Source organism: Nonomuraea antri (assembly GCF_013283785.1).
Lineage (GTDB): Bacteria > Actinomycetota > Actinomycetes > Streptosporangiales > Streptosporangiaceae > Nonomuraea > Nonomuraea antri.
Window position 1 is genome coordinate 1 of record NZ_JABCPZ010000152.1, and the last position, 16590, is coordinate 16590.

At 73.4% G+C, this 16590-nt stretch carries 13 protein-coding genes; 8 read left to right on the plus strand and 5 right to left on the minus strand.

Translation table 11 applies throughout. The annotated features are described in order from the left end of the window. Positions 1-721: 721 nt before the first annotated feature. The 4 genes from HII36_RS36490 to HII36_RS36505 all read left to right on the plus strand — a co-directional run bounded on the left by HII36_RS36490 (position 722) and on the right by HII36_RS36505 (position 7696). Entirely contained in the window at positions 722-2410 is a 1689-nt protein-coding gene (locus HII36_RS36490; RefSeq protein WP_217370421.1) for an FAD-binding dehydrogenase, read from the plus strand. A 534-nt stretch (positions 2411-2944) separates the two neighbouring features. After that, a complete protein-coding gene (locus HII36_RS36495) occupies positions 2945-3688 on the plus strand; it encodes an SDR family NAD(P)-dependent oxidoreductase (RefSeq protein ID WP_173527884.1) in 744 nt (247 codons plus the stop codon). Between the two features lie 91 nt (positions 3689-3779). Then, the gene (locus HII36_RS36500; protein ID WP_173527885.1) at positions 3780-4565 is read left to right on the plus strand and encodes an HAD family hydrolase; all 786 of its coding nucleotides are present in this window, start codon (positions 3780-3782) and stop codon (positions 4563-4565) included. Positions 4566-4921: 356 nt separating this feature from the next. Beyond that, on the plus strand, positions 4922-7696 hold the full coding sequence (locus HII36_RS36505; protein WP_328808048.1) for an FAD-binding and (Fe-S)-binding domain-containing protein: 2775 nt from the start codon (positions 4922-4924) through the stop codon (positions 7694-7696). Here HII36_RS36505 and HII36_RS36510 read toward each other — a convergent pair. From HII36_RS36510 to HII36_RS36520, 3 genes are all read right to left on the minus strand, one after another. Then, on the minus strand, positions 7671-8840 hold the full coding sequence (locus HII36_RS36510) for a DUF418 domain-containing protein (protein ID WP_173527887.1): 1170 nt from the start codon (positions 8838-8840) through the stop codon (positions 7671-7673). The genes HII36_RS36505 and HII36_RS36510 overlap by 26 nt on opposite strands. A gap of 119 nt (positions 8841-8959) precedes the next feature. Further along, entirely contained in the window at positions 8960-9151 is a 192-nt protein-coding gene (locus HII36_RS36515; protein WP_173527888.1) for a ferredoxin, read from the minus strand. A 26-nt stretch (positions 9152-9177) separates the two neighbouring features. Next, entirely contained in the window at positions 9178-10389 is a 1212-nt protein-coding gene (locus HII36_RS36520) for a cytochrome P450 (protein ID WP_173527889.1), read from the minus strand. A gap of 166 nt (positions 10390-10555) precedes the next feature. On the opposite strand from HII36_RS36520, the gene HII36_RS36525 reads away from it, so the two are divergent. Next, entirely contained in the window at positions 10556-11209 is a 654-nt protein-coding gene (locus HII36_RS36525; protein ID WP_173527890.1) for a TetR/AcrR family transcriptional regulator, read from the plus strand. On the opposite strand, the gene HII36_RS36530 is transcribed toward HII36_RS36525, so the two are convergent. Further along, complete coding sequence (locus HII36_RS36530) at positions 11187-12389, minus strand: erythromycin esterase family protein (protein WP_173527891.1); 1203 nt, start codon at positions 12387-12389, stop codon at positions 11187-11189. The genes HII36_RS36525 and HII36_RS36530 overlap by 23 nt on opposite strands. 167 nt (positions 12390-12556) lie before the next feature. On the opposite strand from HII36_RS36530, the gene HII36_RS36535 reads away from it, so the two are divergent. Continuing rightward, the gene (locus HII36_RS36535; protein ID WP_173527892.1) at positions 12557-13981 is read left to right on the plus strand and encodes a hypothetical protein; all 1425 of its coding nucleotides are present in this window, start codon (positions 12557-12559) and stop codon (positions 13979-13981) included. Between the two features lie 19 nt (positions 13982-14000). Here HII36_RS36535 and HII36_RS36540 read toward each other — a convergent pair whose 3' ends face one another. Continuing rightward, on the minus strand, positions 14001-14453 hold the full coding sequence (locus HII36_RS36540) for a MarR family winged helix-turn-helix transcriptional regulator (RefSeq protein ID WP_173527893.1): 453 nt from the start codon (positions 14451-14453) through the stop codon (positions 14001-14003). Positions 14454-14531: 78 nt separating this feature from the next. Here HII36_RS36540 and wrbA point away from each other — a divergent pair, with 78 nt between their 5' ends. Both wrbA and HII36_RS36550 read left to right on the plus strand, forming a co-directional pair. Next, positions 14532-15164 (plus strand): NAD(P)H:quinone oxidoreductase, encoded by a 633-nt coding sequence (wrbA, locus tag HII36_RS36545; RefSeq protein ID WP_173527894.1) that lies wholly within the window; start codon positions 14532-14534, stop codon positions 15162-15164. Beyond that, on the plus strand, positions 15161-16555 hold the full coding sequence (locus HII36_RS36550; protein ID WP_328808049.1) for an MFS transporter: 1395 nt from the start codon (positions 15161-15163) through the stop codon (positions 16553-16555). Before wrbA ends, HII36_RS36550 begins: the two co-directional genes overlap by 4 nt. Positions 16556-16590 lie beyond the last annotated feature (35 nt).

A 16590-nucleotide genomic window follows, 5' to 3' on the forward strand; every position in this document is an offset into this window, starting at 1 on the left:
GCCCCCGACGGGACCGCCCGCCTTACCTCCCGTAGGACCACCCGCCTTGCCTCCAGTGGGACCGCCTGCCTTGCCTCCGGCGGCGCCGCCCGTCCTGTTTCCAGCGGCGCCGTCCGTTTTGCCTCCCGAGGGGTCGACCACCTTGCCCTCGGTGGGACCGACTGCCTGACCTCCGGAGGGACCCGCCGATTCATCTGCGGAGGGACCGGCCGCACTGCCCCCGGCGGGATCGGCCGTACTGTCTCCAGCGGGACCGACCGACCTGCCCCTGGAGGAGCCCGCCGCCAGGCCCCTGGAGGCGCTGGCCGACCCACCCGCAGTGGGACGGGTCGGCTCGCCTGCGGAGCGGCCCGTCGGCTCGCTTACAACATGATCGCTCGGCCCGCCTACGGCATGCCCGCTCGGCTCGCCTGCGACACGGTCGGTGGGCTCGCCCACGGCACGGTCACTCGGTTTGCCTGTGGCACGGCCGCTCGGCTTGCCCGTGACGCGGTCGCTCGGCGTGTCTCCGGCGCGGTTGGTCGGCTGGGGTGTTCGGTCGGTGAGGGGGTCGCCCTCTCGCACGGTGATGCCTCCTTTGTCCGACCGGCTGTCCGACCCGTCATTCTCTCCCGCCCGAAAGCTTGATTCCCCCGCCACCCATTGACTACCGTCTGGTAACCCGAATCTGAACATGAGCGTTTTCAGATTTCGGCCTTCCGTGCTTTCAAGAGGTGTGAACATGGCAGAGTCCAGCGCTGACGCGGACGTCATCGTCGTCGGTGGTGGCCTGGCCGGGCTGGTCGCCACCGCGGAACTGGCCGCCGCCGGCCGCCGGGTGCTGCTGCTCGACCAGGAGCCCGAGGCGAGCCTCGGCGGTCAGGCGTTCTGGTCGCTGGGCGGCCTGTTCCTGATCGACTCCCCGGAGCAGCGGCGCCTCGGGATCAAGGACTCGCTGGAACTGGCCAGGTCCGACTGGTACACCACGGCCGGCTTCGACCGCGGCGTGGACGACCCCCTCGGCGAGGACCACTGGGGCCGCCGGTGGGCGGACGCCTACCTGGAGTTCGCCGCCGGTGAGAAGCGGGCGTGGCTGGCCGGGATGGGCCTGCGCTGGGTGCCGATCGTCGGCTGGGCGGAACGCGGCGGCGGCCGGTCGGCAATCGCGCCGGGCAACTCGGTGCCGCGTTTCCACGTGACCAAGGGCACCGGCCCGGGCGTCATGGAGCCCTTCGAACGGCGTGTCCGCCAGGCCGTCGAGCAGGGGCTGGTCGCGTTCAAGTTCCGGCACCGGGTCGACGAGCTGATCACGACCGGCCGGGCGGTGACCGGAGTACGCGGATCGGTGCTCGAACCCAGCTCCGCGGCCCGGGGCACGGCCAGTTCACGCACCGTCGTCGGGTCGTTCGAGCTGAACGCGCCGACGGTGATCGTGACCTCCGGCGGCATCGGCGGCGACCTGGACCTGGTCCGCGCGAACTGGCCGAGCCGGCTGGGCGCAGCGCCGTCCACCATGGTCACGGGCGTCCCCGCGCACGTGGACGGCCGCATGCTGGCCATCACGGAACGCGCGGGCGGACGGCTGGTCAACCGCGACAGGATGTGGCACTACACGGAAGGGCTGAAGAACCACAGCCCGATCTGGGCCGGTCACGGCATCAGAATCCTGCCCGCGCCGTCCACGATGTGGTTCGACGCGCAGGGACGCCGCTTCCCCGCGCCCGCCATCCCCGGCGGCGACACCCTCGGCACGCTCGAACTGATCCAGGCGTCCGGGTACGACTACTCCTGGTTCGTACTCAACCAGCGCATCATCAAGAAGGAGTTCACGCTCTCCGGGTCGGAGCAGAACCCCGAGCTGACCGACAAGCGGATCGGCGCGTACCTCGCCGGACGGCTGCTGAAGCGGACTCCGGCGCCGATCCAGCGCTTCCTCGACGCGGGTGAGGACTTCGTCGTCGCCGACACGCTGGACGAGCTCGTCGACGGCATGAACAAGCTGACCGGGAGCGGCCTGATCGACCGCGCGGAACTGGCCGGTCAGATCGTCGCCAGGGACCGCGAGGTGGACAACGCGTTCGGCAAGGACGTGCAGCTTATGGCCATCCGCACGTCCCGCGCCTATCGGGGCGACCGGCTGTCACGCACGGTCGCACCGCACAAGATCCTCGACCCCGCCGCCGGGCCGCTGATCGCGATCCGGCTCAACCTGCTGAGCCGTAAGACGCTCGGCGGGCTGCAGACCGACCTGTCCTGCCGGGTGCTCGGCCCGGACGGCACGCCGGTGCCCGGGCTGTATGCGGCGGGTGAGGTGGCGGGGTTCGGCGGCGGTGGCGTTCATGGCTATCGCGCGCTGGAGGGGACGTTCCTCGGCGGCTGCCTCTTCTCCGGCCGCCAGGCCGGCCGGGCCGCAGCGGCCGACACCGCGTGACCGCCGCAGCCGCCTTCACGCCGTTACCGCCGTGGCGACCGACATCGCCTTACTGCCGTGGGCGACCGACATCGCCCTACCGCCATGGGCGGGCGCCACTGCCCTTCCGCCGTGGGCAGCTGCCACTGCCTGACCGCCGTGGCGGCTGACACTGCCTGAGCGGCGTCGGGTTGTCGGCACTGTCTGACCGCCATGGGGCGTTGGGCACCGCCTGACCGTCGCAGTGGCAGGCGCCGCTTTGCCGTCGCGGTGGCTGGCGCCGCCCGGCTGTCGCGGTGGGCGACACCGCTTGGCGGCCATCGCGGTGCTCGTGTACGCCGCATCGTCGATGGCCGGGATCTGGTCGGCCCCCGATGTGGGCGACACTCCTCCCGTTGCGATGGGCTACCCCTCTCCTGTCGCAGCGGACGACAGCTCCGACCGCCGTGAGGGCCGACACCGGTCGGCCGCGTGACAACCCCGTCATCGTCCCCGGCCGGTTGTGGCGTCGTTCACAGGACGTCACAACCGGTCGGGACGCGGCGTCTTGTGGGCATGACGAACACGCAACAGACCTCAGTGCTCATCACCGGCGGCAACAAGGGACTCGGCCTCGAAGCGGCCAGACGGCTCGGAGCGCTCGGCTGGCGGGTCTTCCTCGGCTCGCGCGACGAGGGCCGGGGCCGGGCCGCCGCGGCAGAGCTGGCGGCGGGCGGCGCGGACGTGATCATGGTCCAGCTGGACGTGACCTCGGACGCGTCCGTGGCCGGAGCCGTGAAGCTGGTGCGGGAACACGCCGACCGGCTCGACGTGCTGATCAACAACGCGGGCGCGCCGGGCGGCGGCGTCGCGCCGGCCGACGCCACGGCCGAAGAGATCCATTCGGTCTACGACACCAACGTGTACGGCCCGGTCAGGGTCACGCACGCGTTCCTGCCGCTGCTGCGGGCCGCGGACCAGCCGCGGGTGGTGATGGTGTCCAGCGGGGGTGGTTCGTTCTCGGTCGTCACCGATCCTGGGCAGCCGTTCTCGAAGTTCCACGAACTGGCCTACAGCTCGTCCAAGGCGGCACTGAACATGATCACGGTCAGGTACGCCCAGGCGCTTCCGGAGATCAAGTTCAACGTGGCCACCCCGGGAGAGGTCGCCAACCGCAAGTTCGCCGCCACCGACATGAACCACCACACCGGCGAGCTGACCGTCACCGAGGGCACCGACTCGATCGTCCGGCTCGCGACGATCGGCGCCGACGGTCCCAGCGGCATCTTCGTCGACCGCCTCGGGCCTGTCGCATGGTGACCGGTCCCGGCTGAGTCCCGGCTGACGCACCCCCAGGCCAGACCTGTGTGCATGATGGTGGCGCCGGCACACCGATCAAAGTTGGGGCCAGATGAGAGTCGACGGCAACGGCAGGGCGCCACGGCTTGTGATCTTCGATCTGGACGGGACGTTGTATCCGCGCGAGGCGTACGTCGATCAGGTCCTGGGTGTGATCGCGCGCATGTTCGTCGAGCTCAGAGGCGTGTCGCAGCAGGAGGCTCGGGCAGCGCTGGCCGAGCTGCGCCAGGCCATGCGCGACGACTGGGACGGCACCTCCGCCACGTCCTTCGTCCTGGGGCACGGGTTCGGCATCGAGCAGTGGCGCGACTACCGGCACCGGCACCTGTCGATCGCCGACGGGCTGACGGCGGACGCGGTCACCGTGGGCGAGCTGTCCAGGCTGCGGGCGCATGTGCCGATCGCGCTGCTCACCAACAACGCGCGGGCGGCGGCGCTGGCGGTGCTGGCCAGGATCGGGCTGGGCCGGGACTCGTTCGACGCGCTCCTGGCCGCCGAGGACGTCGGTGACACGCCGAAGCCGGACGTCGGCGCGTACGCCGCGGTGCTCGCCGCGGCCGGGGTTTCCGCCGAGTACGCGTGGGCGGTAGGCGATCGGTACGACATCGACGTGGGGCCGCTGCGTCGGCTCGGGGGAGCGGGGATCGTCGTGTCCGGGCCGGAGGAACTGCCCTCGGCGGTCGCCTGGTTGCTGGACGGGAGGTCGGCGCCTGGTGACGAGGTGAACGAGGTGCCGGCCTTCGCTGGCGAGGTGAACGGGGTGTCGGCCCGCGACGGCGAGGTGAACGGCGTGCCGGCCCGCGACGGCGAAGCGAACGGCGCGCCAGCACGACAGTGACCCCGGGGGCGTCAACCCGAAGGCGCGGCGGGCATCAGCCGGAGGGCGCCACAGGCGAGGAGACGGAAGGCTCGACGGGGCGAGGAGACGGAAGGCGCCACGGGCATCAGTCGGAAGGCGCCACGGGCGGGGAGCCGGAGGGCGCCACGGGCATCAGCCGGAGGGCGCCACGGGCGGGGAGCCGGAGGGCGCCACGGGCATCAGCCGGAAAGCGCCACGGGTGAGGAGCCGGGTGGAGGTCGTTACGGTGGCGCGCCGGGTCGGACATGATCGGCGCGGACGATACGGTGGACCCCGCCCGGCCAACCGCCGGACGCCCAGAAAGATCCAGCTCCGATCACGGTGGGAAGCAAGACGTGACCAGCACCATCTCCGTTCCCGATCCCGCCGTGCTGTCGGCGGTGGAGTCGGCCGTCCCCGGGATCGCCCGCACGCGGGTGAGCGACCGGCTCGGCATGGCCCACGACGCCTCGCACTACCTGCTCACCCCCCAGGCCGTGCTGGTGCCGCAGAGCGCCGAGCAGGTGGCGGCGCTGATGCGGGCCGGGCTGCGGCTCACCTTCCGCTCGGGCGGCACGAGCCTCAGCGGCCAGGGCGTCAGCGAGCACCTGCTGGTCGACACCCGCCGGCACTTCCGCGCCATCGAGGTGCTGGACGACGGCGCCCGGGTACGCGTGCAGCCGGGCGCGGTGCTGCGCCAGGTCAACGCGCGGCTGGCGGCGTACGGGCGCAAGCTGGGGCCCGATCCGGCCAGCGAGTCGGCGTGCACGATCGGCGGGGTGGTGTCGAACAACTCCAGCGGCATGACCTGCGGCACGCACGCCAACACGTACCGGACGCTGGAGTCGCTGACGCTGGTGCTGCCCAGCGGCACGATCGTCGACACCGGCGCGGCCGACGCGGACGAGCGGCTGCGCGCGCAGGAGCCGGAGCTGGCCGAGGGGCTGGCGCGGCTGCGCGACCGGGTGCGCGGCAACCCCGAGTCGGTCCGCCGCATCGAGGCCCAGTTCTCGCTCAAGAACACCATGGGCTACGGGCTCAACAGCTTTCTCGACCACGACTCCCCGGCGCAGATCCTGGCCCACCTGGTGATCGGCGGCGAGGGCACCCTGGGGTTCGTCGCCGAGGCGGTGCTGCGCACGGTCCCCGCGCACCGGCTGGCGGCCACCGGGCTGCTGCTGTTCCCGTCGCTGCACGCGGCCATGGCGGCGGTGCCGTCCCTGGTGGAGGCGGGTCCTGCGGCGATCGAGCTGCTCGACGCCGAGTCGCTGCGGGTGGCGCGGACCGGCCCGGGCGCCGACGCGGAGCTGCGCGCGCTGGACGTGGCCGAGCACGCCGCGCTGCTGGTGGAGTGGCAGGAGCCCGACCCCGACCGGCTGGCCGAGCGCGAGAGCGCCGCCGACGTCGTCTTCGGCACGCTCGACCTGGCCGCGCCCGCCCGCCTCAGCAGGGACGGCGCGGGCCGGGCCGCGCTGTGGAACATCCGCAAGGGCCTGTACGCCTCGGTGGCCGGCGCCCGGCCCAGCGGCACCACCGCGCTGCTGGAGGACGTCGCCGTGCCGGTGCACGCGCTGGCCGGCCTCTGTGACGAGCTGACCGAGCTGTTCGGCAGGCACGAGTACGAACGCAGCGTCGTCTTCGGCCACGCCAAGGACGGCAACCTGCACTTCATGCTGAACGAGCGCTTCGACACCCGGCTGCGGCGCTACGCCGACTTCACCGAGGACATGGTCGAGGCGGTCCTGTCCAGGGGCGGCACGCTGAAGGCCGAGCACGGCACCGGCCGGGTGATGGCGCCGTTCGTGCGCCGCCAGTACGGCGACGAGCTGTACGAGGTGATGCGCGAGGTCAAGCGGCTGTGCGACCCCGCCGGCACGCTCAACCCCGGCGTGGTGCTCAGCGACGACCCCGAGGCGCACCTGCGCGACCTGAAGCCGGTGGTCACCGTCGAGCCTGAGGTCGACAGGTGCGTGGAGTGCGGCTACTGCGAGCCGGTCTGCCCGAGCCGCGACCTGACCACGACGCCACGCCAGCGCATCGTGCTGCGCCGCGAGCTGGCCGCCGCCCGGGCCGCCGGTGACCACGAGCTGGCCGCGCGGCTGGAGGCCGAGTACGGCTACGACGCCGTCGACACCTGCGCCGCCGACGGCATGTGCGCCACCGCCTGCCCGGTGCACATCGACACGGGCGAGCTGACCAAGCGGCTGCGCGGCGAACGGCACGGCCGGGCCGCCGAGGCGGCGTGGAAGGCCGCGGCCAGGCGGTGGGGCCCGGTGACCGGGGCGCTCGGGCGGGCGCTTGACGTCGCGGCCGCCGTCCCGCCCGGGCTGCCCGAGGCGGCGAGCCGGGCGGCGCGGGCGGTGGCCGGGACGGAGGCGGTCCCCGCGTGGAGCCGTGACCTGCCGGGCGGCGGCGAGCGGCGCCGCCCGGTCCGGGACGACCAGGCCGAGGTGGTGTATCTGCCGTCCTGCCTGAACACGCTGTTCGCCCCGGCGGCCGGCGGTCCCGGCGTGATGGCCGCGTTCCTGCGCCTGGCCGAGCGTGCGGGGGTGCGCGTGTCCGTCCCGGACGGCGTCGCCGGGCTGTGCTGCGGCACGCCCTGGTCGTCGAAGGGGTTCACCGGCGGGCTGGCGGAGATGCGCGGCCGGGTGCGCGCCGCGCTGGACGGCGTCGAGGTCCCGATCGTCACCGACGCCGCCTCCTGCACCGAGGGCTTCGACCGGCTCGGGGCCGAGGTGGTCGACGTGGTCGCCTACACCGCGGAACACCTGCTGCTCCGGCTGAGCGTCGAGCGCCGGCTGCCGTCGCTGGCGCTGCACCCGACGTGCTCGTCCACGCGGCTGGGGCTGGAGGACGCGCTCATGCGGGTGGCGTCGGCGGTCGCCGAGCGGGTGGTCGTCCCGGACGGCTGGCAGTGCTGCGGCTTCGCGGGGGACCGCGGGCTGCTGCACCCCGAGCTGACCGCGTCGGCCACCCGGGCGGAGGCGGAGTCGGTGCGGCGCGGCGGGTACGCGGCCCACGCCTCGCTGAACCGCACCTGCGAGCTGGGCCTGACCCGGGCGACCGGCATGACGTACCGGCACGTGCTGGAACTGCTCGACGAGGTCACGACGGCCGGCGCCAGTGGGTGAGGCGGCGCAGGCCGTACTCGATGGGGCCGTACCGGTGCCCGCGCAGCCACCAGGCGCTCAACGTGACCAGCAGCCCGAAGACGAGCACCGCGATGCCGACGGTGGCGAGCGGTGAGACCCGTCCGGCGAGGCCGAGCCCGCAGCCGCTGAAGATCAGGAACGCCAGCACCGACTGGCCCAGATAGTTGGACGCGGCGATGCGCCCGGCCGGGTTGAGCAGCGCGGGCACCACGGGCAGCCGCCTGGCCAGGCGCAGCAGCGTGACGACGTACGCGGCGGCGAGCAGCGGCGCGGTCGCGGTGGTCAGCGCCATGGACGCCACCGTGGCCGCGCCGTTCCGGTCGAACAGGACGCCGGAGAGCACGGCGGCGGGCAGGCCGATCCCGAAGCCGATCCACTGGACGGCCGTCATCCGATGGGCCCAGTCGGCCGGGCGTTCGAACAGGCGTGAGGTGCCGGCGGCGAACCCGAGCAGGAACATCGCCATCGCGGTGGGACCCTGGGCGAACCAGATCGACGCCACGACGCCCGGGTACTGGGCGACGTTCACGCCCACCGCGTCGAGCGGGCCGGCGGTGTACTCGGCCAGCAGGCGGGCGCCGGCCTCGGGGCCGTACGGGGTCATGACGCTGACGGGCTCGGGGCTGAGCGTGATCAGCCCGGCGAGCAGGGCGTAGGCCACGGTGACCAGCGTGAGCAGCACGATCCCGGCGATCACCGCCGTTCTCGGCCTGATGCGGCGCACGAGGAGCAGCAGCAGGCCGAGCGCCGCGTACAGGGTGAGGATGTCGCCCGGCCACAGCAGCAGCCCGTGCAGCAGGCCGAGCACGAACAGCCCCAGGCAGCGGCGCACGGTGCGGGCCACGGTCCCCGGCCGCCCGGAACGCGTCTGCAGCGTGAAGGAGTAGCCGAACAGGAACGAGAAGATGATGTAGAACTTCGACAACACCAGGATCTGGAGTGCCAGGTCGACCGGGTTGGACGGGCCGACGCCGACGGTGGCCAGCTGCCTCGGGTCGGCGAAGAAGCCGAGGTTGGCCAGCAGGATCCCGGCGAGCGCGAACCCGCGGATGGTGTCCACCTCGGGCACGCGCCGTCCGGGCCGCTCGTCCGCGCCGGTGGTGGGAAGGTCGTGGGTGGTCATGTCCTCGACCTTGGCCGGGACGGGCGTCCGGCGGCATCACCCGATCGAGCGCGCGCCGTCCTCCTTCCGAAGGATGGCGGGCTTCGGAGGATGGCGGACTTCGGCGGGTGGCGGGTCGCTCAGGTCACCTCGATGGCGGCGCCCGGGCACATGGCCGCCGCCTCGCGGACCGCGGCGTGCCGGTCCGGGGCGGGCTCGGGCGTCAGCAGCAGGACGATGCCGTCGTCGTCGCGCTGGTCGAACACCTCGGGCGCGAGCAGCACGCACTGCCCGGCGCCGCAGCACCTGTCCTGGTCGACGTGCACTCTCATCGGGATCTCCTCGTGAACGGCCGTGGTCACCAGCGGACCGGGAGCGTGCGCAGGCCGCCCACGGCCAGCCCCTCCACGCGCTCCAGCTCCGCCACCGGCACGGCCAGGTCCAGGGCGGGCAGCCTGCGCAGCAGCACCTCCAGCACGACCTGCAGCTCGGTGCGGGCCAGTGCCTGCCCGAGACAGGAGTGCGCGCCCACGCCGAAGGCCAGGTGCGGGTTGGGGCTGCGGGTCAGGTCCATGCGGCCGGCGTCGGCGAAGGCGTGCTCGTCGCGGTTGGCGGCGGCCATGCTGCACACCACCGTGGTGCCCTTGGGCAGGTGGGCGCCGCCGATCTCGGCCGGCTCCGGCAGATAGCGCGGCAGGCCGAAGCCGGAGTTGGCGTCCATGCGCAGCGACTCCTCGACCGCGGTGCGCACCAGCGCCGGATCGGCCAGCAGCCGCTCCCACCTGCCGCGGTCGGCCAGCAGCATGGCGACCATCTTGCCGATCATGTTGGCGGTGGTCTCGTGCCCGGCGACCAGCAGCGCGATGCCGGTGACCACGATCTGCAGGTCGGACAGGCCGCCGTCCTCGGGGCCGCCGGCCGCGATCAGCTCGCTCAGCAGGTCCTCGCCGGGCGCGGCGCGCTTGGCGGCCAGATGGTCCGACATGTACTGGAAGAACGCGGCCTGCGCCGCCTCGATCTCGGCCTGCTGGTAGCGGGTGAGGTTGAGCAGGGTGTCCGACCAGTACGAGAACCGGTCCCGGTCCTCGGCCGGCACGCCGAGCATGTCGCAGATGACGTACACCGGCAGCGGGAAGCCCAGGCTCGCCTTGAGATCGGCGGGGGCGCCGCGCTCGACCATGTCGTCGATCAGGTCCTCGGCGATCCGCGCCATCGCCGGCCGCAGCGCGGTCATGCGCTTGGCCGTGAACCACTTGGCGACCAGACGCCGCCAGTGCTGGTGCGCCTCGCCGCCGTCCGGGATGATCAGCGCCAGGTCGCTGCTGAACACGCCGCCGCCCTCGGCCGACAGCCGGGCCGCGTCGGGGGCGTTGAGCTGGCGGGTGAAGCGCGGGTCGGCCAGCACCGCCCGGACGTCGTCGTAGCGGGTGATCAGCGTCGCCCGGTCGCCGCTGGGCAGCTCGACGTGCGCCACCGGGCACGTGCCGCGCAGCTCGGCCCACTCGGCGGGCGGCTCCAGCGCCGCGTCGCTGGGGATCGGGTAACGCAGGACCTGCTCGTTCAGGCTCATACGGCTCCTTCTCGCACCAGGGGTGATCTCACACTCACGATCGGGACGATGCCACTCGAGTAACCGGACTATGTCGTCCGGTTGTCACCGTAGCCGCTGGCGCGGGCAGGTGTCGAGCGGTCCGCGGCAGAACCGGACGATGATGTCCGGTTGGTATCGTGGGCCCATGTCCCACATCCGGCGGCGGCCCAACCGGGGCCCGAGCGCGGCGGCCGAGAACCGCGCGGCGCTGATCGCCGCCGCTCGCGAATGGTTCGCCAGCAGCGGGTACGAGGCGCCGCTCACCTCGATCGCGCGTACCGCCGGGGTCGGCCAGGGCAGCCTCTACCGGCACTTCCCCGACCGGGCCAGCCTCGCGCTGGCCGTCTTCGAAGAGGGCGTCAGGGAACTGGAGTCGCTCGCCGCCGAACCCGGCACCACGCTCGACGACCTGCTGGCGCTGATGAGCGAGCAGGTCCTCGCCTCGACCGCGTTCATCGGCATGATCAGCGCGCCGGCCGACCCGCGCATCGCCGGCGTGCGCGACCGGGTGGCGGACCTGCTGCGCGGCCCGCTCACCCGAGCGCGGGCGGCCGGCCGGGTGCGTGACCACGTCACCGCCGACGACCTGATCACCGCCCTGGGCATGATCGCGTCACTGCTGGCCAAGCTCCCCGCGGCCGAACGGCGTGGCACCGCGCAGCGGGCGTGGCTGCTGCTGTTCCACGGGATGGTGGCAGACCCCGGCGTGCCCCTGCCGCTCGGCCACCCCGCCACCGACGGACCCGCATCCCACGAACCCGCAGCCGGGGCGCCCGCTAGTCGCGCAGGGCGTCCTTGACGAAGACGAGCCCGTCGATGCCCGGCAGGTGGGCCGGGTTCAGCGCGGCGTAGCCGAACCAGGGCGACACCCGGGCGGCGGGCCGCGCGTCGCCGAACGCGGCGTCCAGCCGGCGGGCGTCGAACAGGTGACGATCCCCGGGAAGGGCGGACAGCAGCCCTTCGAGGGTGTCGGCGGGCGGGTCGTCCACGCCGTGGTGCCGGATCGTGCCGAGCGCCGTGGCGACGAACGCGTAGTCCGCGCCCAGCCGGGCGTGCACCAGCGCGCCGGCGCTCCACCACGCCACCACCAGATCGCGCATGGCCATCGTGCTCTGGTGGCGCTGCAGGTGGGAGTTGCTCGCGTGCACCAGCACCGGGCCGCGCTCGGCGAGTGCGAGCAGGTTCCCGGCCATCATCGCGGCGCGCTGGCCCACGATCCGGCTCATCCGTCCGGGTGAGGCGTCGGCCAGCCAGTAGTGGTACCTCAGCAGGCCGACGGCGGTGCGGGCGTGCAGGCGGGCCAGGTCCCATGCGGCGCGCGAGGACGCCGCGACCAGGTGCGGCGTGTGCGCGTCGAGCAGCGCCACCAGATCGTCGGCGAGCAGCCGCAGCTCCCCGGCTTCCGCCGAGCGCCCGATCGACCGGGCCGGATCCATCATCGCGGCCTGGTCGGTCCACCGTTCGTCGGCGCCGAGCAGGCGGTCGAGCGTGCCGGCGGCGCAGGGGAGCAGGGGCGCGTCCACCCAGGTGGCCAGGTAGGTGTGCAGCGCCATGAGCGCCTGCCGCGGGGATTCCGCGTGGGTGGTCTCCAGCGGGCCGTCGAATCCGGCGAAGCGCACCTGCTCGGCGGCGGGCCGGCCGTCGTTGTAGGCGCGCATCCAGCGGACGAGCTCGCGGTTGCCCGCCATCTCGCCCCAGCCGTGGGTGATGCCGCGGGCCACGACCTCGTCCAGGTCGCCGGCGCCCGAGGTGACGTGGTCGTCCACGATCAGGCCGGCCAGGCAGCCGCTCTCGATCGCGATCGTCCGGTAGCCCTCCTGCTCGACGAGCCGCTCGAAGAGCTGGTTGCGTACGTCGAGGAGGGTCTCCTCGCGGTGGGCCGGCTCGCCCAGCGCCAGCACCCGGGGCCGGGACGGGAGCAGCTTCATGAGGTTCGCCGCGTCGACGGCGTGTGCGAGGTTCTCGATGCCAGTTGCCATGGCTTAAACGCTATCGTTGAACTTTCGATGTAAAGCTGGAGCTGGTGAAGGCCGCTTTCGCCGATGAAACCTTCAACCCGATGGTTCGGGTCGAGCGATTCGATGATCTTGGGCGGCGGGAGCGGCTAGGCTACCCCGGCCCCCCTCCTCCGGCCGAAAGTCCCCCGATGCGCGCTGTGAAGGTCTTCTGGGCGTCAGCCGTGGCGCTGTCGCTGTGGGAACTGCTGGCCGAGCCGCTGTTCACCGAGATCGTGCGGATCATGTGCGTCAGCGGCGGCCCGCTGGAGTTCCCGCAGCCCAACTCGGCGGCCCGGGCGGCCGGCGTCCTCGGCGCCGTGGTCACCCCGCTCCAGCCCCTTCTGCTGGCGCTGATCGGGATCTGGGCGATCCGGTCACTGCACAGGGCCGCGGCCGTGCCGCCGGCCGGACGGGCACGCGGGGTCTCCCTGCTGCCCGCCACCTTGGGGATGGTGGCCGCGCTGCTGCCCACCGCGCTGAGCGTGGCCGTGGACCTGCTGATGGCCGAGCCGTCCCTCATGTGGCGGGAGTGCCTGGAGGACCAGCTGCCGGCGCCGTCGTTCGCGGTGCCGCGCCAGATCCTGGCCTGGCTGCTCTCGCCCGCCGCCATGGTGCTGCTGGCCGGGCTCGCGGGCGCGGGACGGTGGCCGCGTCCGGCCGACCTGCGTGACACCGGGCTGGCGGTGGCCGCCGTCGTGCTGGCCGCGTTCCTGCCCGGGGTGCTCCTCGGGCCGCCCGCCAACGCCGACGGCACCCCGCGTTACGCGCTGGTCGGCGGGTACCGGCCGTACGTGCTCGACCTGGAGTCCGGCAAGCCGGTGCGGCTGCTGCCCAAAGCGAGCCGCGTCTACGCCCAGTACGAATTCGTCGTCCGCGACACCGAGCCCGGCCGGTACGTCGCCGCGCTCACCAGCCCGACGCAGCGCTACTTCCGCCTCTACCGGCTGTCCATGGGCCTCGACGGCCGGGTGACGATGGGCGAACGGCTCACCCCCACCATCAAGGGCACGATCAGCGGCCTGGCCGTCTCGCCCGAGGGCCGCGTCGCCTACGGACGGCTGCTCGACGGCCGCCGCTTCACCGGCACGCTGGATCGCGAATGGCCGGTCAGCGGCTACGGGCTCCAATGGCTGGACGACGAGACCCTCGCGCTCCCCGAGCACGGCGTCGCGGCGAACGCGCTGGCCACCCTCGACGTCGGCACCGGCACGATCGGGCAGGTCGCCGCACCGCCGGAGCACGAGTTCACCCGCCCGGTCCTGCCGCTGCCCGGCGGGCGGATGTTGCGCGCGCTCGGCTGGCCGACCCGCACGCTGGTCGTCCACGAGGGGACGCGGCTGGTGAAGAAGGTCCTGGCGCTGGACTGCGGCCACATCGAGCGGCTGGCCCTGGCCCCGGACGGCCGGCACGCGCTGGTCGGCGTCGACCGCCAGGCCGACGAGATGGAACGGACGCCGCTGGCCGGGCTGCCGGCGTGCGGCGGCGCGCGGACCCGGTTGCTGCGCGTCGACCTGGAGACCGGCGACAGCCAGGTGGTGCCCGGCCCGCAGGACACCTGGGTCCAGGCCTGGTGACCACCCCGGCCCGGGGTCGTCAGGTCGCGCGGGAGGCGGGCCGCCGCGTGTCCACGTTGGCGGTCAGCGTGGTGAGGATGCCGGGCAGCGCCGCCACCGTCTGAGCGGGCAGGCCGGCCACCGTCTCCTCGGCCAGCGCGCACCACAGCCGCTTGACCTCCTCGGCCAGCGCCCTGCCGCTGTCGGTCAGCTCGACCACGCTCGCCCGCTTGTCGGACGGCGCCGGCGCGCGCCTGATGTGACCCGCGGCCTCCAGCTTGCGCGTCATGACCGTGACGCTGGGCGGCTCGCAGCCGAGCGCGTCACTGAGCTGAGCCTGGATCATCGGCCCGGTACGCGCGAGTTTGAGCAGCAGCGCCTCCTGCCCGGGGTGCAGGCCGAGCGGGGCCAGCAGCGCCGCGGCCCTGGCCCGGTGGCGCAGGCTCAGCAGGCGGATGGCCTGGTTGAGCGCGTCGGCTTGGGCGAAGTCCATGGGCTCTCCTTGACAGGTTAGTTATGCGCATAATAGTTATCTGCGTAACTAATCTTACCCGACTTCGAGGAGTCCGGCATGACCGTGAAGGTCGCCGTCATCTACTACAGCGCGACGGGCGCGGTGCACGCGCTCGCGCAGGCCGTCGCGGAAGGAGCCGGGGCGGCCGGGGCCGTGGTGCGGCTGCGGCGGGTCGCCGAACTGGCGCCCGACAGCGCGATCGAGCAGAACCCGCGCTGGCGGCGGCACGCCGACGCCGCCGCGTCGATCGACCTGGCCTCGGTCGACGACCTGGCCTGGGCCGACGCCTACGCCTTCGGCACCCCGACCAGGTTCGGCGCGCCCGCCGCGCAGCTCAAGCAGTTCATCGACCAGGCGGGCGGGCTGTGGCGGGAAGGGGTGCTGGCCGACAAGCCGGTGACGGCCTTCACCTCGGCGTTCAACCGGCACGGCGGCAGCGAGGCGACGATCCTGTCGCTGGGCAACGTCTTCTACCACTGGGGAGCGCTGATCGTCCCGCCCGGGTTCACCGACCAGGCCGTGTACGCGGCCGGCGGCAACCCCTACGGCACATCCCATGTGTCGGGCCCGGACGGCGACGGCCCCGGCCCCGCGACCCTGGAGGCGGCCAGACACCAGGGACACCGGCTCGCCCAGATCGCCGGCCGCCTGCTGCTGGACGGCGCCGCGACCACCGCCAGGTCCGCGTGAGCGGCACGCGGTCCACGACGGGCGCCCCCGCCGCGGTGCGCCGTCGCATCGGCCTGGTCCTGGCGCTGGTGTGCGCCTGCCAGTTCATGGTGATCCTGGACGCGTCCATCGTGAACGTCGCCCTGCCCTCGGTCCGCGCCGACCTCGGCTTCACGCCCACCGGCCTGGCCTGGGTGGTGAACGGCTACCTGCTCACGTTCGCCGGTTTCATGCTGCTCGGCGGGCGCGCCGCCGACCTGTTCGGGCCGCGTGGCACGCTGGTCGCCGGGCTGTCGCTGTTCACCGTGTCGAGCCTGGCCGGTGGCCTGGCCGGGACCGCCGAGATCCTGGTGGCGGCCCGCGTCGCGCAAGGCGTCGGCGCCGCCATGATGGCCCCGGCCACGCTGGCCGTGCTCAACCTCGGCTTCACCGAGCCGCACGCGCGTGCCAGGGCGTTCGGCGCGTGGTCGGCGGCGGGCGGCGTCGGCGGGATGGCGGGCGCGCTCGCCGGCGGCGCCATCACCACCGGCCTGTCGTGGCGGTGGATCTTCCTCATCAACGTCCCGATCGGCGCGGCGCTGATCGCGCTGGCGGTGTTCTCACTGGCCGGCACCCGATCGATGCGCCGCGAACCGCTCGACCTCGTCGGCGCCGTCACGGGGACGGCCGGGCTCGCCGCCCTGGTCTACGGCGTCATGCGGAGCGCCGACCACGGCTGGACGTCCGTCCAGGTGCTCGGGCCGGTGGTGGCCGGGCTGCTCATGCTCGGCCTCTTCGTCCTGGTCGAGGCGCGGTTCGCGGCCCGTCCGACGATGCCGCCGCGGCTGCTGCGCATCCGCGGGGTGGCGGTCGGCAACGGCATGCTGCTGCTGTTCGGCGGCATCACGATCGCCATGTGGTACTTCACGTCGCTGTTCCTGCAGAACGTCCTGGGCTTCAGCGCGTTGCAGGCCGGGCTCGGGCAGACACCCGCGGCGGTGGCGTTCCTGCTGGTCGCGCGGTGGGCGGCGATGCTGCTGCCGCGTGTGGGCGCGCGGCTGCCAGTGCTCGCGGGCGGCGGCTGCTTCGTGGCCGGGTTCGGCTGGCTGTCCCTGGCCGGCGTCGGCAGCGGTTACCTCACCGGCGTGCTCGGGCCGACGCTGCTCGTCGCGGCCGGGATCGGGCTGACCTTCCCCACGCTCATGGCGGTGGCGACCGCCGGGGTCCCGGCGGGCGACGAGGGCGTCACCGGTGGCCTGGCCAACACCGCCGCCCAGGTCGGCGGGTCGCTCGGCCTGGCGGCACTGGCGACGGCCGCCGCGTCACAGGCCGGCGCGCCCGCCGCGGGTTACGCACTGGTCTTCCTCCTTGCCGCCGGGATCGGCCTGGCCCTCGCGGCGCTCAGCGTGCTGCTGCCCCGGCGCCAGGTCTGACCTGGGGGGATATCGCGACCGCTATCGGGAATCGG